This window comes from Alkalibacillus silvisoli (genome assembly GCF_039521975.1).
GTDB lineage: Bacteria > Bacillota > Bacilli > Bacillales > Alkalibacillaceae > Alkalibacillus > Alkalibacillus silvisoli.
In genome coordinates, this window is sequence record NZ_BAAACZ010000011.1 from 104,444 (window position 1) to 123,581 (window position 19,138).

A 19,138-nucleotide genomic window follows, 5' to 3' on the forward strand; every position below is an offset into this window, starting at 1 on the left:
TCGGAATGATACAAATAAATGGATTGGCTAAGAGTTATACAAATGATTCTGAAAAGATAGAAGTCTTAAAGGACCTTTCACTTACAATTGAAGATCATAGTTATGTATCGATTGTTGGCCCTTCTGGATCAGGTAAATCAACATTGCTCCATACAATTGGCGGGTTAGAGCCAATTGACCGAGGGGAAATCTGGGTTAACGATCAAGCCGTACACAAACTAAAAGATAAACAATTAGCAAAATTACGCTTAAAGGAAATCGGGTATGTATTTCAACAATTTCAGCTCCTACCAACAGCAACAGCCTTAGAAAATGTTATGATGCCATTATTGAATGTTTTTTCTTCTAAAGAGATCAAAGAGAAAGCAAAGGTCGCTTTAGAACGAGTAGGTTTAGAGCATCGAATTAACCACCTTCCATCTCGCCTGTCTGGTGGAGAGCAACAACGAGTGGCTATTGCTAGAGCAATAGTAACTAATCCATCGATTATCCTTGCTGATGAGCCAACTGGAAATCTAGACTCCGAGACAGGTGAGAAAATTATTGGGTTATTAGAAGAAATCCATGCTAATGATGATGTGATTGTAGTGTTGATCACACACGATCAAGCCATTGCAGAACGAACGGATCAACAAATTAGTTTGTTGGATGGCAAGGTTAAAGTAGCAACATTAAGTGAATTGTAGTAGTTTAATTTGCTAATAAATAATGTAATGTAAAAATCCTTTACACACTTTTGATTCTCTGATACAATCTAAACTTGTGAAAAGCAATTTTGATGGAGGTGTAAGACATGGCAGTAAAAATCCGCTTAAAAAGAATGGGTTCTAAAAGAAATCCTTTTTATCGTGTAGTAGTAGCAGATTCACGTTCACCTCGTGATGGACGTATTATTGAGCAAATCGGCACATATAATCCAGTTTCTGAAACACCAGAGGTTTCTATTGATGAGGATAAAGCATTAGACTGGATGACTAAAGGTGCTAAGCCAAGTGACACGGTACGCAACCTATTCTCAGACCAGGGCATCATGACTAAGTTTCACGAGTCAAAAAATAACTAGTAAGGATTTGTGATATCATGAAACCCTTAATTGAAACGATTGTGAGTCCATTAGTCGATTATCCTGACGATGTTGAGGTGACAGTTGAAGAAACGGATCGTAAAGTCCGTTACCATTTAACTGTTCATGAAGATGATGTTGGTAAAGTAATTGGCAAAAATGGACGGATCGCAAAAGCAGTTCGTACAGTTGTACATGCAGCTAATTCGAACACGAATAAAAAGGTTTATGTTGATATTATGTAAAAAAGGGAGGGGGGTAAACCTTTCCCTTTTTTTGCAATGTTCTATGAAGTAATTCGTACGTCAGATCATTCGGGTGGTTTTATGCAAATTATACGAAAAACAAAAGTCAAACAAGTCATCACAGAATCTAGTAAACAACAACTTAAAGAGCACTTTGAAAGGCAGAAGGCTAGTCAACATAAAGAACTCGAACAATTACAGTTTGAGAAGAAAAAACTGATATATAATAACAAATTTGACCAACATAAGGTTGAAGAGAAATTTTCTAAAGAAGAATTAAAAAGAAAACAATCAATCGAGTGGTATGAATTTCAAATCGAACAGTTAAATCAATTGCCACTAGGTAGTGAAATTACAGAACGTGAAGTTGATGAAGTAGTCGAAGTATCTGTTGGTGATGATTGGGACCAAATAGTAGGCCCACGTAAAATGGTTATTAAAGATGGAAAAATAGTTCAAATAACAGGTGATGCTAAATGAATAGAGATTATTTAAAAGTAGGTAAAATTGTTAATACCCATGGTGTTCGAGGTGAAGTTCGTGTCATGGCGGTGACTGATTTTGAAGAGCGGTTTGATGCCGGCAGTCGTTTATTTATTGAAAATAATAACAGCGAACATATAGAAGTAGAAGTAAGCTCCAATCGAAAGCATAAACAATTTGATTTACTCACTTTAAAAGGGTATGAATCGCTTGAGGAAGTTGAGGGTTTTAAAGATTGTCTGTTAAAGGTCGCGTTTGAAGACTTATATGAACTCGATGAAGGTGAATTTTACTATTTTGAAATTATTGGATGTGAGGTTTACTTAACGACGGGAGAATACCTCGGTAAAGTTAAAGAGATTTTAGCGCCAGGTGCTAATGATGTTTGGGTTGTTAAACGCACTGAACCTGGAGATAAAGATGTTTTAATCCCTTATATTGATGATGTGGTAAAAGAAATTGATATTGAAGAACAAAGAATTGTAATTGAAGAAATGGAAGGATTGCTTTCGTAATGAGGCTAGATATTTTAACACTTTTTCCTGAGATGTTTGAAGGTGTATTCGAGTCGTCTATATTAAAAAAAGCGAAAGAGAAAAAAGCTTATGATTATCAGTTAATAGACTTTAGAGAATATACCGAGAATAAGCATAAGAAAGTTGATGATTATCCTTATGGCGGTGGTGCAGGCATGGTCTTATCGCCACAGCCTATTTTTGATGCTGTAGAAGATTTGAAGAATCAAGAGTCCAATCCTCGCGTCATTTTAATGTGTCCCCAAGGCGAACCCTATACACAACAAAAAGCAGAACAATTAGCAAAGGAAGATCACTTAATTTTAGTTTGTGGACATTATGAAGGGTTTGATGAAAGAATCCGTACTGAATTAGCAACAGATGAGATCTCTATTGGTGATTATGTTTTAACAGGTGGAGAGTTAGGGGCGATGGTTGTGACTGATAGTGTTGTTCGTTTATTACCAGAGGCTTTAGGGAATGAGCAATCAGCTAAAGCAGACTCATTTAGCCATAATTTATTAGAGCATCCACATTACACTAGACCAAGTGATTTTAGAGGACATAAAGTTCCTGAGGTTCTACTATCAGGAAACCATCAAAAGATTGAAGAGTGGAGAGAATACGAGTCTTTAAAACGAACCTTAATACGGCGACCAGATTTAATTAATGAAAATGATTTATCAGAACGTCAATTAAAACTATTAAATGATATTAAAACTAAGATTGATATTGCATCGAATTAAACTGTATGATATATTAATTTAGTGCTTAAGTGTTCACTTAAGCTTGATAACGATGTTCCGCTACTTGGATTAGTAAGAGCATTAGTTTGGAAGGAGTGAACGAACATGCAACAGATTTTAGAGCAAGTCGCACAAGATCAATTACGTACTGATGTGCCTGAATTTCGTGCTGGTGACTCTGTAAAAGTACACGTTAAAGTTGTCGAGGGTAACCGTGAGCGTATTCAGGTTTTCGAAGGTGTTGTTATTAAGCGACGTGGCGGTGGAATCAGCGAAACGTTTACTGTACGTAAGATTTCTTACGGCGTTGGCGTTGAGCGTACATTCCCAGTACATTCTCCACGTGTTGACAAAATTGAAGTATCTCGTCGTGGTCGAGTACGTCGTGCGAAGCTTTATTACCTACGTAACCTACGTGGTAAAGCTGCGCGTATTCCTGAAAGACGATAAGTACATGTTGAAGCAAAGAAAAGAGCTTGACGTCCAGTCAAGCTCTTTTTTTAGGTTATAATGATTACATAATACTTTATCTAAAAGGCATGAAATGGTTAAGATAGTCTAAAGAGGTGATATAGATGACAATCCAATGGTTTCCAGGGCATATGGCAAAAGCCAAAAGAGAAGTCGAAGAAAACTTAAAGCTAGTCGATTTAATTGTAGAGTTAGTTGATGCACGAGCGCCATTCTCTAGTCAAAACCCAATGCTACAAGAAGTGACAGATGATAAACAAAAACTTGTTTTACTGATGAAGAGTGACTTAGCTGACCCAATCCTAACTAAACAATGGGCAGATTACTTTGAAAGTGAAGGTAAATATGTATTAGCTGTTAATGTAAACAATAAGGATGATATAAAGAAGATTATTAAACAAGCAAACGTGATTAGCGAAAAAATTAACGAAAAACGGAAAGCAAAAGGAATAAACCCAAGATCGTTAAGGGCGATGATTTTAGGAATTCCTAACGTTGGGAAGTCTACATTGATTAACCGTTTAGCTAATAAAAAACAAGCCAAAACAGGAGACAAACCAGGTGTTACAAGACAACAACAGTGGATTCGAGTTCACGGAGAGTTTGAACTACTTGATACACCAGGTATTTTATGGCCGAAATTTGAGGATGAAGAAGTAGGTTATAAGCTAGCTACAATCGGAACAATTAAAGACCAAATATTACATTTAGACGACATAGCAGTCTTCATATTAAGGTATTTTAAAGAGCATTATGCTGAATCTTTACTAAAGCGATATCCAACTTTAAATTTCGAAAGTGAAGATATTGTAGAATGGTTTGATGCTATAGGTAAAAAGAGAGGCTGCTTAATGTCTGGTGGAATGATTGATTATGACCAAGTGGCTGATGTGATTGTTCGTGATTTAAGACAAGGTCATTTAGGTAGAGTTACTTTTGATCGAGTAAGTCTTTAGTTTTTTCTATAGATTGTCGATATAAGAGGTAGAAGGGGAATAGACATAGTGAAAAACACACGAGGTACTATAAATGAAATAAAACAACAGCTAAAAGACGATGAACTAACAACTGAAGGAATAGCCATATTACGACAAGATGAACGAGCTGGTGTTCAAAAGTTATTGCAGCAGTATGATCAAAAACTAGAGGAAAAACGCCAATTAAAAGTGCAATATGAACAAATGAAAGTTTATGAATACCAATTAAAGTCAAAAGGCTATTTTTCTGTAGCTGGAATAGACGAAGTTGGTAGAGGTCCATTAGCGGGTCCGGTTGTGGCAGCATCGGTTATAATAGACCCACATGATGAATCCTTAGTCGGGATTAATGATTCAAAAAAGTTGTCTGAAGTGAAACGAAATCAATTTTACGAGACAGTTTTAACGCATGCTAGGGCTTTAGGGGTTGGTATAGTCGATCGTCAGACAATTGATGAGATTAATATATATGAAGCTTCTAAAAAAGCGATGAAGCTAGCAATAGATGATATGGATATTAATGCTGATTATTATTTATTAGATGCAATGAAACTAGAAGGTCTTAATGCGCCTCAACAATCATTGATTAAAGGTGATCAAAAGAGTGTTTCCATTGCGGCAGCTAGTGTAGTAGCGAAAGTGATTCGAGATCGTCTAATGGTTGAAGCGGGTAAAGAATATCCTGCATTTGAGTTTGATCGTAACATGGGGTATGGCACAAAGAATCATTTGAAGGCTTTAGAAGAGCATGGACCTACTGTTTACCATAGAATGTCGTTTAACCCTGTATCATTATATAAAATTTAAGTTTAAAAGGCGTGGATGGTATGACGGAATTAAACAAAGTGTTTCAATCGATCAGAGTGAGAGAATCGAATTTCTCAAATTTATCGTTACGAGATGGACAAGTCGTTTCCGGTCGTATCATGAAATTTTTCCCCGACCAAAAGGCGATGGTACGCATTGGCCAGCAACAAGTAGTGGCTCAATTGAGTGCGAACCTTCAAGCCAATCAAAATTACTTAATGCAAGTGAATCAAACAAGTCCATACATACATTTACAAATTGTTAGTGATGAAGTCGTCCGAACACCACAAGATGCAGCTCGAGCTCTACTTGAAGCGACTGGGCAACAAGCTAATAACCAACAGCAATTGATGTTAGCTTTACTCATCCGCGATCAGTTACCTGTTACACAACAAAATATCGCAAATTTATTACAGCTTGCACAATTAGGTTCGACTAATAGTGATGCGGTTTTAAGGGAAATGGTGTCTAGAAACTTCCCATTAAATGAACAAACGTTTAGAGCGGTTGACCAACGCATCAATCAACCAATCTCATTTAATCAAACAGTTAGTCAAATCCAATCTCAATTAGCTCAAAGCCCAACTCTTACAAACGAACAAGTACAGTTAAGTTTATATTTAAATGCAATCAGTGGAAGAGGACAGTCTAACCAACAAATGATGGCCCATTTAACGCATCAAATTCTTACTGAAATTGGTCGTGGAAGTGAAACCACTTTCAAGCTTTTACAAAAAGCAGGCGTTGTTAGCTTTCAAGTTAGTTATAGTCAATGGGCTAACACCTGGAGCTCATGGGCAAAGACGAATCAAGTGAGCTTTCAATTAGGCACTAATGGCCTCCAGACACAAAATTTAAACTTACCATTTAACTTGACATCTGACGGGCTACAAGCAGGCTTAGGTAACTTGGCCAACAATCAACTAGCAGGTGGGGAGCGTTCTCAAAAGTTATTAAGTCGTTTTATGAATCAGTTAAGTAGTTTACAAGGTGGAAAAGCTGATAGGGTGAACTTTTTATCGAACTTCACTCAATTACCCATTTTTAACCATGTACAAAATAGTCTCCCACCATCACATCAACAAATGATGCTACAAGTAGCACAGATGCTACAACAAAACCAAGTCGGAGCATTACAGCAACTGTTAAGTTCTGAACAGGGTGAACAATTAATTCGAAGTTTGACACAAACCCTATCAACTCAAGTCGACCAACAACAATTTAGAGCTTTAAACATTTGGCAAAGTTTGTTCAATCAGCCTCAAACACAATCAAATATGGCTCAAGTGATGCAACAACTTCAAAGTTTTATGAATCTCACTCAACATGAAGTCATGGTTCGTTCTCAAGATTATCCTACGATGCAATCGCTATTAAGTACGACTAGTAGTCAAATAGCCAATCCTGAGGTTTTTCAACAGATGAATCAAATGCTACAAGGCATTCATTTATCATTACAAGACAGTAGTCGAGAATGGATGCAATTTTCGGCCCATCTTCCAAAAGAAATGTTTGGTTTAAATGAAGACTTATGGATGGATTTTGAAGGCCAAAAGCAATCTGATGGATCCATTCACCCGAAAAACTGTCGTGTTATGTTTTATTTAAACTTACCAAATTTGCATGAGGCGATTATCGACATGCACATCAAGTATGGAGATGTATCACTTTCGATATTTCATGAAAAACCGGAAGTCTTATCACCACTTGTAAGTCGTATGGAGTCAATGTTAAAAGTTAACCTGGATAAAAAAGGTTACGATTTGAAGGCTGTTGATGTAAAACCATTAAAAGAAGAGCACCATCAAGTGACTCAAACCAATCAAACTGATTACGCTGAAGCATCTTATAAAGGAGTTGATTTTCGTATATGAATGAACGTTATAAACGAAAAGAAGCGTTAGCTCTCCGGTATGATCAAGAGCGTGATGATGCTCCTGAAATAATAGCTAAAGGAAAAGGTTTGATTGCTGAAGAAATTCTAGCGAGAGCTGATGATTATGATGTACCTATATATGAAGATCCAGCCTTAATGGAATTAATGAGTGAATTGAACATAAATGAAAGAATTCCAGAAGATTTATACCAAGCAGTAGCCGAAATCTTTGCTTTTATCTATCAATTAGACAAAAATTACTAAAAAATATCATAAAACAATCCAAGGTTCTTTTGATTGTGACAAATTTCATGTATAATATACAAGGTGTGGTTTTAATTAATTAGTATAATGCAGTGACTTTTTGATGGGAGGATGTAACATGAACATTCATGAGTACCAAGCGAAGGAAATTTTCCGTTCTTACAACGTTGCTGTACCTAATAGTAAAGTAGCTTTCTCTGTCGATGAAGCAGTAGAAGCAGCTAAAGAATTAGGTTCAAGTGTATCAGTTGTAAAAGCACAGATTCACGCTGGTGGGCGTGGTAATGCAGGCGGTGTCAAAATCGCTAAAAACTTAGATGATGTACGTGAGTATGCTACTGAGATCTTAGGGAAAACATTAGTAACTCACCAAACAGGCCCTGAAGGTAAAGAGGTTAAACGCCTTTTAATCGAAGAGGGTTGTGACATTCAAAACGAATACTACTTAGGTGTTGTTTTAGATCGTGCAACTTCTCGTGTTGTGATGATGGGATCTGAAGAAGGTGGTACTGAGATTGAGGAAGTAGCTGAAAAAACACCTGAAAAGATCTTTAAAGAAGTGATTGATCCAGTTACAGGACTTACTCCATTCCAAGCTAGACGAATGGCATTTAACTTAAACATACCTGAAGAGTTATTAGGTAAAGCAGTTAAGTTTATGATGAGCTTATATCAACTATTTGCTGAAAAAGATTGCTCAATTGCAGAGATTAACCCATTAGTAACGACTGGTGACGGCGAAGTATTAGCACTAGATGCAAAGCTAAACTTTGATGATAACGCATTATTCCGTCATAAAGATATCGTAGAATTCCGTGACTTAGATGAAGAAGATGAGAAAGAAATCGAAGCATCAAGGCATGACTTAAGCTATATCGCATTAGATGGTAATATCGGTTGTATGGTTAACGGTGCAGGCCTTGCTATGGCAACAATGGATATTATTAAGCATTATGGTGGCGAACCGGCGAACTTCTTAGACGTTGGTGGCGGTGCGACTGCTGAAAAAGTTACTGAAGCATTTAAGATCATTTTGTCCGATGACAATGTACAAGGAATTTTAGTCAATATCTTCGGTGGTATTATGAAGTGTGATGTGATCGCTGAAGGTGTTGTTGAAGCTACGAAGCAAGTAGGCTTAGAAATTCCGCTTGTAGTTCGTTTAGAAGGTACAAATGTTGAATTAGGTAAGAAGATTCTAGACGAATCAGGCTTAAACATCACATCAGCAGACTCTATGGCTGATGGTGCTGAGAAAATTGTATCTCTAGTAAAATAAGAAAGGACGGACGAAAATGAGCGTTTTTATTAATAAAGACACAAAAGTTATTGTTCAAGGTATTACAGGTGGAACAGCTCTTTTCCACACGAAACAAATGCTAGAATACGGTACACAAATCGTCGGTGGTGTAACACCTAAAAAAGGCGGTACAGAAGTAGAAGGTGTGCCTGTATTTAACACGGTAGATGATGCAGTTCAAGAGACAGGCGCAAACGCTTCTGTAGTATATGTACCTGCACCATTTGCTGCAGATGCAATTATGGAAGCAGTAGATGCTGAATTAGACTTAGTTATTTGTATTACAGAGCATATTCCAGTTATGGACATGGTTAAAGTTAAGCGTTATATGGAAGGTAAGAAGACTCGTTTAGTAGGTCCTAACTGCCCAGGAGTTATTACTCCAGAAGAATGTAAGATTGGTATTATGCCAGGATATATCCATAAGAAAGGTCACATTGGCGTTGTTTCGCGTTCTGGTACATTAACTTACGAAGCTGTACATCAACTTTCTGAACAAGGTTTCGGACAGTCTACAGCAGTAGGTATTGGTGGAGACCCTGTTAATGGTACAGATTTCATTGACTCATTAAAAGCATTCAATGAAGACCCAGAAACTCATGCTGTAATCATGATCGGTGAGATTGGTGGTACAGCTGAGGAAGAAGCTGCTGAATGGGTTAAAGAAAATATGGATAAGCCAGTAGTTGGCTTCATTGGTGGTGCTACAGCTCCCCCAGGAAAACGTATGGGGCACGCTGGTGCTATTATTTCAGGTGGTAAAGGTACAGCAGATGAAAAGATCCGTGTTATGAACGAATGCGGAATTAATGTTGCTCCTACACCATCAGATATGGGCGATACAATGATTGAAACACTTAAAGAAAACGGAATATACGACAAGTGTAAAACACATTAATCAACATAAAACAGTTGGGTTTAGTTAAACTAAACCCAACTTAATTTATATCAATAGACAGGAGTGAAGGGTTATTGAGTGTTAAACATTCATTTATTCTTTATGTATTAAAGCAAATAAAAGGACTTAAGCGGCGGTCTATTTTTCATTATCTTGATCAATACGGCGACTTCGAGTATTTATTACATGCTTCACCAAATGAAATCCCTCAATTAATTCATACTTCCATGGAAGATTCCCAAACAATTTACTCTCTTTTACGTAATGACTCAAAAAAACGCATTTTATGGCAACAATTTAACAATTCTAAGCTTTTCACTTGGTTTGACGACCATTATCCTCAAAGTTTTAGAATGATCCCAGACCCACCATTAATTCTTTACTACCAGGGCGATTTATCATTACTTAAAACAAACATGATCAGTGTAATTGGAACGAGAACCCCTTCTAAGAAAGCTAACGAAAAAGTCCAACACTTATTAGAACCATTAATTGAAAATTCATTTACAATTGTAAGCGGCTTAGCTAAAGGTGTTGATGGAATGAGCCATCAATATGCCCTAGATTGTGGCGGTAAGACGATTGCTATATTAGGCTTTGGTTTTAACCATGTATACCCTTCTAGTAATCAAGCATTATTTAAATCCATCGCTCAATATGGTTTATTACTTTCAGAGCATGACCCTCAAACAAAACCTCAAAAATGGCATTTCCCAGAACGAAATCGATTAATTAGTGGCCTTTCCTATGCGACGTTAATAATTGAAGCTTCCGAAAAAAGCGGGACAATCATTACAGCAGACCAAGCCTTAGAACAAGGTAAAGAAGTATTTGTCATTCCAGACTCCATTTTTTTAACCCAAGCTAAAGGTTGCCATAAATTATTAAAAGAAGGAGCAACACCTGTTACTAACGGTGAAGAAATTATATTTTCGTTAGCTTCAACTGTTATTCAAGCTTAGTATTTCTAAGTAAAATTATTTGCAAGTTAGCGATTTTGGTGTAGTCTATAATATACCATTTATTGAACTGAGATGTAATTTGTCGAACAATTTTTCGTATGTGTGTTTGACAAATCGTATAAAGTTATTTAATAATGAATGAGATTAATGATTAACAATAAATTGTATCGAATCATAATAAAAGATGAGAAATAAACCTCGTAGGAGGAATAGGTTAATGTCGGATTATTTAGTTATAGTAGAATCTCCAGCAAAAGCAAAGACAATTGAACGTTATTTAGGTAAAAAATATAAAGTTAAAGCGTCGATGGGCCATGTGATTGACCTCCCAAAAAGTCAGATGGGTGTTGATGTTGAGAACGACTTTGAGCCACGCTATATTACAATTCGTGGTAAAGGTCCAGTCCTTAACGATTTGAAAAAGTCAGCAAAAAAAGCTAAAAAGGTCTATCTCGCAGCCGACCCCGACCGTGAAGGTGAAGCAATTGCATGGCATCTAGCATATAGTCTTGGGATTGAAGAGGGATCTAAGTGTCGCGTAGTGTTTAACGAAATTACTAAAGATGCGATTAAAGATTCGTTCAAAGAACCACGTGAAGTGGATATGGATTTAGTGAATGCTCAACAAGGAAGGCGAGTTTTAGACCGATTAGTTGGGTATAACATTAGCCCATTATTATGGAAAAAAGTTAAGAAAGGTCTAAGTGCAGGACGTGTACAATCTGTTGCTGTAAAACTCATCATTGACCGCGAAAATGAAATTAAAAACTTTGTACCAGAAGAATATTGGTCAATAACAGGTAACTTCATGCACAAACGCAGGAAGTTTGAAGCAAAGTTTTACGGTATAGATGGTGAAAAAGTAGACTTAAAAAATGAACAAGAAGTCCAAAACATTTTAGACCGTTTAGATGGTGACTCGTTTGATATTCAAAAAGTGAACAAACGTGAGCGTAAGAGAAACCCTGCAGCACCTTTTATTACGTCTTCCCTGCAGCAAGAAGCTTTTCGTAAATTAAACTTCCGAGCTAAGAAGACTATGATGATTGCTCAGCAGTTATATGAAGGTATTGATTTAGGTGGGAAAGATGGGACAACTGGTTTAATTACTTATATGAGAACAGACTCAACTCGAATATCTGACACTGCGAAGAAAGAAGCAGCTGAATTAATAGAAGCCAAGTTCGGCAATAATCATCTAGGAAAGTCAAGTAAAAAGAAAAAAGACGAACGGTCACAAGATGCTCACGAAGCTATTCGACCAACTGTCATTCATAAAGACCCAGCAACAATTAAACCTAAGCTGTCTAACGATCAATACAAATTATACAAACTGATTTGGGACCGTTTTATAGCAAGTCAAATGGCTCCGGCTGTCCTAGATACCGTTACAGCCCATTTAATCAACCAAGGTGTTGAATTTAGAGCTACTGGTTCACAAATCAAGTTTAAAGGTTTTATGGAGTTATATATTGAAGGTAATGATGATCAAAAGAAAGATGAACAAAAGGTACTACCACCTTTAGAAGAAGGTGAGCAAGTAAAAACGAAAGAAATTACACCTAACCAACACTTTACTCAGCCACCACCGCGTTATACAGAAGCAAGGTTAGTTAGGACGCTTGAAGAAAAAGGGATCGGTCGCCCATCAACATATGCACCGACTTTGGACACCGTTCAACGAAGAGGTTATGTTGCTTTAGACAATAAGCGTTTTGTCCCGACTGAATTAGGTACGATTGTCATTGAACTATTAGAAGAATACTTTCCAGAAATTATTAATGTTCAATTTACCGTTGATATGGAAAGTAACTTAGACCGTGTTGAAGACGGAGATAAACAATGGCGTAACATTATTGACAATTTCTATAAAGACTTTCAGAAGCGCTTAGATAAGGCGGAAGAAGAGATCGAGAAAATCGAAGTGAAAGATGAACCAGCAGGTGAAGATTGTGAGAAATGTGGCCATGAAATGGTTTATAAAATGGGACGTTACGGTAAATTTTTAGCTTGTTCAAACTTTCCAGACTGCCGTAACACAAAGCCGATTTTAAAAGAAATTGGTGTTAAATGTCCTAGTTGTAAAGACGGGAATATTGTAGAAAGAAAGAGTAAGAAGCGTCGTACATTCTATGGTTGTGATCAGTATCCACAATGTGAATTCGTATCATGGGATAAACCAATTGAACGTCCTTGTCCTAAATGCTCTTCTTTGTTAGTTGAGAAAAAGCAGAAAAAAGGTGTTCAAGTAAAATGTACTGAATGTGATTACTCCGAAAATGTCCAACAATAATACTGATTAAAAGATGAGTTAACAAATGTTGGCTCATCTTTTTAATTATTACAAATTTTTTAACTAAAATTGAATATTATGTATACAATTTGTGAAACATGTAAGTAGTTGAGTTGTTAAAATTGACACACAATTTTTATTCATATAGAATTTACGATTGGTAAGATGAATTTTTAGCTTTAAAAGGCGACTGAAGCTCCTTTCAAAACTTTTTTATGACATATAAGTGAAAATTGTTGTATTATTCCGAAAAGTTTGATAAAATTTAAATCGTTTTGTGGGGAGTGATTGTGAATGACTAATGAGCAATTGATCAACCAATATAAACAGTTTTTAATTGTCGAGAGAAATGCCGCTTCTTATACAGTTGATCATTACATAGCAGATGTTCGTCAATTTAACCAGTTTCTAACACAGCAAGTTATTAATAATTTTAACGATGTCTCTTATTCAGAGGTTAGGTTATTTTTAACTGAATTATACAAAACCGGTTTATCACGTATTTCAGCTTCTAGAAAGCTCTCCAGTCTCAGAACGTTTTATCATTACTTAGAAAAAGAAGGAATCGTTGAACACAACCCAATTCAATATGTTTCAATGCCTAAAAAAGATAAAAAAATTCCTCAATTTTTTTACGCAGAGGAATTAGAGCAATTGTTTACTATAGAAGATTGCTCTACGCCTTTTGGGCAAAGAAACCAAGCTATTATTGAATTACTTTATGCAACAGGAGTTCGAGTAAGTGAACTTGTGAAAATCAATGTTTCTCAAGTTGATTTTTCTTTAGGGACCATCTTAGTCCATGGTAAAGGAAATAAAGAGCGCTTTGTCCCTTTTGGTGTATATGCTCAGGATGCTGTGAAGTTATATTTAGAGGAAAGTCGCCCACAACTGTTACAAAAGGGCGGTGAGATAACAACGGACCGGTTGTTAATCAATCATCGCGGGGCTCCATTAACAGATGAGGGTGTTAGATACATATTAAACGATATGATGAATAGGGCCTCTTTAACCAGTTCTATACACCCACACAAGTTGCGTCATACATTCGCAACTCATTTGCTTAATGCAGGTGCAGATATGCGTTCTGTCCAAGAAATGTTAGGTCATGAAAGTCTGTCTTCGACTCAAATTTATACACATGTCACAAAAGATTACTTACAAAACATATATAAAAACGCTCACCCTAGAGCTTAAATGGAAGAGGGATTTTAATGGAACAATCGTTTCATGCAACAACAATATTTGCCGTGAGACATAATGGGAAAGCGGCTATGACAGGTGATGGGCAAGTCACTTTCGGTAATGCGGTTGTAATGAAGCATAAAGCAAAAAAGGTTAGAAAGTTATTTAACAACCAAGTAGTTGCCGGATTTGCCGGTTCAGTTGCCGATGCCTTTACACTATTTGAAAAATTTGAAGCAAATTTAGAAAAGTATAATGGTAATTTAAGTCGTTCTGCTGTTGAATTAGCGAAAGAATGGCGTAGTGACAAAGTGTTAAGACGTCTTGAGGCTATGTTAATTGTGATGAACAACGATCAAATTTTACTTGTTTCAGGTACTGGAGAAGTGATTGAACCGGATGATGACATTTTAGCAATAGGTTCAGGTGGTCATTATGCCTTGAGTGCAGGGCGCGCTCTTAAACGTTATAGTGAAAATCAAACAGCCGAAAGCATAGCGAAAGCTGCTTTAGAAATTGCTGGTGAAGTTTGTGTTTACACAAATAATGAAATTGTATTAGAGACTTTGGATGAAAAAGGAGATTCTCATTCATGAGTACAAAAGCGACACCAAAACAAATCGTAGAGCAGTTAGATCAATATATTATTGGTCAATCAGAAGCTAAAAAAGCATTAGCAGTTGCTCTTAGAAATCGTTTTCGAAGAATGATGTTATCTGAAGACATGCGTGATGAAATTGTACCTAAAAATATTCTAATGATCGGTCCAACAGGTGTAGGTAAAACAGAGTTGGCTAGGCGTCTTGCGAGGTTAGTAGGAGCCCCATTTACAAAAGTAGAAGCTACGAAGTTTACAGAAGTTGGTTATGTTGGGCGAGATGTAGAGTCAATGGTGAGAGATTTAGTTGATACAAGTGTCAGGATGGTTCGTGAAGAAAAAATGCTCGAAGTACAAACTCAAGCGCGTGAGGCGGCGAATCAACGAATTGTCCAACTACTCGTACCGGGTAAGAAAAAACAAAACCAAATGAAAAACCCTTTAGAAATGCTTTTTAACCAACCAGATGATACAAGTGATGAGGAATCAAGTGAAGAAAAAGAGCAAGCAGATCGAATGCGACAAATAAAACAACAGCTAGATCAAGGGCAACTAGAAGAACGCATGGTAACAATCGAAGTTGAAGAACAACAATCTTCAATGTTTGACATGCTGCAAGGTTCGGGTATGGAACAAATGGGTATGAACATGCAAGATGCTTTTAGTCAACTAATGCCTAAGAAAACCAAAAAAAGAAAGTTACCTGTTAAAGAAGCTCGTGAAGTATTAACGCAAACAGAAGCTGAAAAATTAATTGATATGGATGAAGTTCATCAACTAGCCATTGAACAAGCTGAACAATCAGGTATTATATTCATTGATGAAATTGATAAAGTTTGTGGCAAGGATGATAAACAAGCGAATGTATCAAGAGAAGGTGTTCAACGCGATATCCTACCAATCGTGGAAGGTTCAACCATTGTAACAAAATACGGGTCAGTAAAGACGGATTATATGCTGTTTATTGCTGCAGGGGCCTTTCACATGGCAAAACCTTCAGATCTAATCCCAGAATTGCAAGGTCGTTTTCCAATCCGCGTTGAGTTAAATAAACTCATTGTTAAAGACTTTATCAATATTTTAACTGAACCTTCAAATGCCATAATTAAACAGTACACAGCATTATTAGAAACTGAAGGTATTGAAGTGAAGTTCACAGAAGAAGCAATTCATCGTTTAGCGGAAATTGCATTTGATGTTAACCAAGAAACTGACAATATTGGTGCGAGAAGATTGCATACGATTATGGAAAAACTTTTAGAGGATTTATCGTTTGAAGCACCAGACATTACAATGGAAACGATCGAGATCACTAAGGGCTATGTTGATGAAAAACTATCAACGATCGTTAAAAATAAAGATTTATCTGAATATATCTTATAAAATAGTAGGAGGAATTTAAAATGAATTTATTAGAAAAAACACGCGTCATTAACGCTATGCTACAAAAAACACAAGGTAAAGCAGTTAACTTTAATGACATGTCAGGTACTTTAAGAGATGTGATTGGAGCTAATATCTTTGTATTAAGTCGTAAAGGTAAGTTATTAGGTTTTGCAATTAAACAAGAAATTGAAAATGAACGCATGAAAAATATGCTTGAAGAAAGGCAGTTCCCTGAAGAGTATACAAATAATCTATTTGGGATTACTGAAACAACGCCAAATATTCCTGTTGATAGCAATTACACAGCCTTTCCTGTCGAAAACAAAGAATTATTCAACGATGGTCTAACAACCATTACCCCTATTATTGGTGGTGGCGAACGTCTCGGTACATTAATTCTAAGTCGTATTGAAGAATCTTTTGATAATGACGATTTACTGTTAGCGGAATATGGTGCAACAGTAGTAGGTATGGAGATTTTACATCAAAAGACAGAACAGATTGAAGAGGAAGCTAGAAGTAAAGCGGTTGTACAAATGGCAATCAACTCATTATCATATAGTGAATTAGAAGCAATTGAACACATTTTTAACGAGTTAGATGGTAATGAAGGTCTATTAGTTGCAAGTAAAGTAGCTGACCGTGTAGGTATTACACGATCTGTCATTGTAAATGCATTACGTAAATTAGAAAGTGCTGGTGTTATTGAATCACGCTCATTAGGTATGAAAGGTACTTATATTAAAGTGTTAAATGATAAGTTCCTTGTAGAATTAGAAAAGATCAATGTTATGTAATAATGTTAAGTAAAAAGCTTGTAGAGAAACAGCTGTTTCTCTACAAGCTTTTTTTGATTTGGGTGGCTCTAAAATATTTGTTGGGGTAGAGACACAATTTAGGATGTGGTTATGATAGCGGCCGTTGGCGTCAGGTGATCCGCTTACGGTGGATGCTTGCCGCGGGCACGGCTCGAGCCTCCTCGGCCGAAAAGCGTGGCCTGCGGGGTCTCGAGACGCGTGCTGTTCCCGCAGGCGTCACCACCTACGCTTCTCACCTGAGGCCAACTCAGCGGTTTGATAAGACAAAAAAAGCACACAAACTCCTTATTTGTTATCCTTGTTTTATACCACTAAAACAAAACAAAGGAGCTGCGTGCATATGCATCATAACATGACTTTACCAGGCTTGGAAAGCTTTCACGTACCATCATCACAGATCCCATCAAACGAGAGCCGATTGATATCTTAAAAGATCGTAAGAAATCCACGGTCTATCATTATCTCAAAGACCACGCAGATACCGTCGATGTCGTCGTCATGGACATGAGTCCATCCTATAAGGCCGCTGTGGATCAGGCCTTAAACCAACCGATTATTGTGGCGGATCGCTTTCATTTTGTCCGTTATATGTATTGGGCATTGGATCGTGTCAGACGGCGTGTTCAGAACGAATTCGATGACTATGACCGTAAGAAGTGCAAAAACATGCGTCATGTTTTCATGAAACGACGTAGCACGTTAAGTGCTAAACAAGATTGGTATCCTCATCACTATTGTGATAAATCGGATGTATTGACCAGTGCTTACTTACTGAAAGAATGGTTTTGCGATTGGTTTGACAACGCTAAACGTTTAGGATCTGATGCCTTAAGTACCATTAAAACGGATTTATATGATTTTTATGATACCGTAAGGACATCAGCGATACCCGAGTTCGAGAAGGCGATTGAAACGCTTCAGAATTGGCAAAAAGAAATCATGAACAGCTTTGGTTATAACTTACACAATGGTTACATTGAAGGGATTAATAATCAAACCAAAGTGATTAAACGCCAAGCGTTTGGTTTTCGACGGTTTGATCGCCTGCGTTGAAAAGTTTTATTGCATCATAAATATAAGAATATACAAGGCCAAATGGCATAAATAAGGAGTGCTCTTAAGAGAGCACCCCAACATTTGACTTAGAACCTAAATAAAACCTTATCGAATAGGTCCTTTTCCTGTGTGGGTTTTACTTTATAACAGGATTATTACCAAATACTGATTGTATAATAGACACAATGAACTAGTACAAAAGTACAATTTTAATCATATATCGACAAAATTCTTAAAAGTTTAATAGTTGCTGTGTCATTTCTTGTGAAAATATGCCATAATATAATGGAATTATAGCAGTTCATTTATACAGATTTCGACATTGATGATTGAAAGGTGGGGGTCGAATGCAATTATTTGACCAAACAATTCATAATTTGCAAAGAGGTTTAGATTACTCATCAGTGAAAAACCAAACAATTGCTCATAATATTTCTAATGTTAATACACCAAATTATAAAGCAAAACAAGTTTCTTTTAAGGATGAATTCGAATCGGCAAAATTAGAAGCTCTAAGAACTGATGAAAGACATATTCCTTTTTCAAATAATCATTCGCCTTTTTCAATTTCTGCTAGACAAGATGTTACATACAACAACAACGGAAACAGTGTAGACATTGACAAAGAAATGAATGAACTAGCTCAAAACCAATTATACTATGAAGCATTAACTGAGCGAATTAATGGTAAATTTAATTCTATTAAATCGGTTGTAGGAGGTAGATAGACGTGAGTATTTTCCATGGAATGAATACAAGTGGTAGTGCGTTAACAGCTAACCGCTTTAAGATGGATGTTGTATCTTCTAACCTAGCAAATGCCAATACAACTAGAGCACAAATGAATGAAGATGGAGAATTTGAACCATACAGACGAAAGTTAGTATCTCAAGAGCCACGTGATGCTAGTTTTAACTCTTTTTTACAAAAATCTATGAATCGCTCTAGTAACCCTGGTACGGGTGTAAGGGTGCAGTCGATTGAAGAAGATCAATCACCATTTGAACAAGTTTATAACCCATCACACCCAGATGCTAATGAAGATGGTTATGTTCAAATGCCGAATGTTGACCCACTTAAAGAGATGTTAGATTTAATGTCTACTTCAAGGTCATACGAAGCAAATGTTACAGCTTTAAACGCTTCTAAAGGGTTATTAATGAAATCGCTTGAAATTGGAAGGTAAGGTGATCTA

22 protein-coding genes are annotated in these 19,138 nt (G+C 36.7%); all 22 read left to right on the forward strand.

The window, feature by feature from the left end:
• Positions 1-5: 5 nt before the first annotated feature.
• A complete protein-coding gene (locus tag ABDZ63_RS07885) occupies positions 6-686 on the forward strand; it encodes an ABC transporter ATP-binding protein (protein ID WP_343782901.1) in 681 nt (226 codons plus the stop codon).
• Positions 687-793: 107 nt separating this feature from the next.
• Complete coding sequence (rpsP, locus tag ABDZ63_RS07890; protein ID WP_146814380.1) at positions 794-1,063, forward strand: 30S ribosomal protein S16; 270 nt, start codon at positions 794-796, stop codon at positions 1,061-1,063.
• 17 nt (positions 1,064-1,080) lie between these two features.
• Positions 1,081-1,308 (forward strand): KH domain-containing protein, encoded by a 228-nt coding sequence (locus tag ABDZ63_RS07895; protein WP_343782902.1) that lies wholly within the window; start codon positions 1,081-1,083, stop codon positions 1,306-1,308.
• A gap of 36 nt (positions 1,309-1,344) precedes the next feature.
• The gene (locus ABDZ63_RS07900) at positions 1,345-1,788 is read left to right on the forward strand and encodes a YlqD family protein (RefSeq protein ID WP_343782903.1); all 444 of its coding nucleotides are present in this window, start codon (positions 1,345-1,347) and stop codon (positions 1,786-1,788) included.
• Positions 1,785-2,306 carry a ribosome maturation factor RimM gene (rimM, locus tag ABDZ63_RS07905; protein ID WP_343782904.1) on the forward strand — a complete coding sequence of 174 codons (522 nt, stop codon included), beginning with the start codon at positions 1,785-1,787 and terminating at the stop codon, positions 2,304-2,306. Before ABDZ63_RS07900 ends, rimM begins: the two co-directional genes overlap by 4 nt.
• Positions 2,306-3,052: a tRNA (guanosine(37)-N1)-methyltransferase TrmD gene (trmD, locus tag ABDZ63_RS07910; RefSeq protein ID WP_343782906.1), complete on the forward strand. Its 747-nt coding sequence runs from the start codon at positions 2,306-2,308 to the stop codon at positions 3,050-3,052. The genes rimM and trmD overlap by 1 nt, the downstream gene beginning before the upstream one ends.
• Before the next feature lie 105 nt (positions 3,053-3,157).
• On the forward strand, positions 3,158-3,502 hold the full coding sequence (gene rplS, locus ABDZ63_RS07915; RefSeq protein WP_343782907.1) for a 50S ribosomal protein L19: 345 nt from the start codon (positions 3,158-3,160) through the stop codon (positions 3,500-3,502).
• Positions 3,503-3,627: 125 nt separating this feature from the next.
• Positions 3,628-4,479 carry a ribosome biogenesis GTPase YlqF gene (gene ylqF / locus ABDZ63_RS07920; protein ID WP_343782908.1) on the forward strand — a complete coding sequence of 284 codons (852 nt, stop codon included), beginning with the start codon at positions 3,628-3,630 and terminating at the stop codon, positions 4,477-4,479.
• A gap of 48 nt (positions 4,480-4,527) precedes the next feature.
• Positions 4,528-5,307: a ribonuclease HII gene (locus ABDZ63_RS07925; protein ID WP_343782909.1), complete on the forward strand. Its 780-nt coding sequence runs from the start codon at positions 4,528-4,530 to the stop codon at positions 5,305-5,307.
• Between the two features lie 20 nt (positions 5,308-5,327).
• Positions 5,328-7,181 carry a hypothetical protein gene (locus tag ABDZ63_RS07930; RefSeq protein ID WP_343782910.1) on the forward strand — a complete coding sequence of 618 codons (1,854 nt, stop codon included), beginning with the start codon at positions 5,328-5,330 and terminating at the stop codon, positions 7,179-7,181.
• Complete coding sequence (locus ABDZ63_RS07935) at positions 7,178-7,447, forward strand: EscU/YscU/HrcU family type III secretion system export apparatus switch protein (RefSeq protein WP_343782912.1); 270 nt, start codon at positions 7,178-7,180, stop codon at positions 7,445-7,447. Before ABDZ63_RS07930 ends, ABDZ63_RS07935 begins: the two co-directional genes overlap by 4 nt.
• Before the next feature lie 118 nt (positions 7,448-7,565).
• Positions 7,566-8,726: an ADP-forming succinate--CoA ligase subunit beta gene (gene sucC / locus ABDZ63_RS07940; protein ID WP_343782914.1), complete on the forward strand. Its 1,161-nt coding sequence runs from the start codon at positions 7,566-7,568 to the stop codon at positions 8,724-8,726.
• A gap of 16 nt (positions 8,727-8,742) precedes the next feature.
• On the forward strand, positions 8,743-9,645 hold the full coding sequence (sucD, locus tag ABDZ63_RS07945; RefSeq protein WP_343782916.1) for a succinate--CoA ligase subunit alpha: 903 nt from the start codon (positions 8,743-8,745) through the stop codon (positions 9,643-9,645).
• Between the two features lie 74 nt (positions 9,646-9,719).
• On the forward strand, positions 9,720-10,607 hold the full coding sequence (gene dprA, locus ABDZ63_RS07950) for a DNA-processing protein DprA (protein ID WP_343782918.1): 888 nt from the start codon (positions 9,720-9,722) through the stop codon (positions 10,605-10,607).
• Between the two features lie 217 nt (positions 10,608-10,824).
• Positions 10,825-12,900 (forward strand): type I DNA topoisomerase, encoded by a 2,076-nt coding sequence (topA, locus tag ABDZ63_RS07955; protein WP_343782920.1) that lies wholly within the window; start codon positions 10,825-10,827, stop codon positions 12,898-12,900.
• A gap of 294 nt (positions 12,901-13,194) precedes the next feature.
• Positions 13,195-14,097 (forward strand): tyrosine recombinase XerC, encoded by a 903-nt coding sequence (xerC, locus tag ABDZ63_RS07960; protein WP_343782922.1) that lies wholly within the window; start codon positions 13,195-13,197, stop codon positions 14,095-14,097.
• 17 nt (positions 14,098-14,114) lie between these two features.
• Positions 14,115-14,681, forward strand: coding sequence for an ATP-dependent protease subunit HslV (gene hslV, locus ABDZ63_RS07965; RefSeq protein WP_343782923.1), 567 nt, complete (start codon positions 14,115-14,117; stop codon positions 14,679-14,681).
• On the forward strand, positions 14,678-16,066 hold the full coding sequence (gene hslU / locus ABDZ63_RS07970) for an ATP-dependent protease ATPase subunit HslU (protein ID WP_343782924.1): 1,389 nt from the start codon (positions 14,678-14,680) through the stop codon (positions 16,064-16,066). Before hslV ends, hslU begins: the two co-directional genes overlap by 4 nt.
• A gap of 20 nt (positions 16,067-16,086) precedes the next feature.
• Complete coding sequence (codY, locus tag ABDZ63_RS07975; RefSeq protein ID WP_343782925.1) at positions 16,087-16,866, forward strand: GTP-sensing pleiotropic transcriptional regulator CodY; 780 nt, start codon at positions 16,087-16,089, stop codon at positions 16,864-16,866.
• 408 nt (positions 16,867-17,274) lie between these two features.
• Positions 17,275-17,940 carry an ISL3 family transposase gene (locus ABDZ63_RS07980; RefSeq protein WP_343783193.1) on the forward strand — a complete coding sequence of 222 codons (666 nt, stop codon included), beginning with the start codon at positions 17,275-17,277 and terminating at the stop codon, positions 17,938-17,940.
• A gap of 350 nt (positions 17,941-18,290) precedes the next feature.
• Positions 18,291-18,671, forward strand: coding sequence for a flagellar basal body rod protein FlgB (gene flgB, locus ABDZ63_RS07985; protein ID WP_343782926.1), 381 nt, complete (start codon positions 18,291-18,293; stop codon positions 18,669-18,671).
• A gap of 2 nt (positions 18,672-18,673) precedes the next feature.
• Positions 18,674-19,129 carry a flagellar basal body rod protein FlgC gene (flgC, locus tag ABDZ63_RS07990; protein ID WP_343782928.1) on the forward strand — a complete coding sequence of 152 codons (456 nt, stop codon included), beginning with the start codon at positions 18,674-18,676 and terminating at the stop codon, positions 19,127-19,129.
• Positions 19,130-19,138 lie beyond the last annotated feature (9 nt).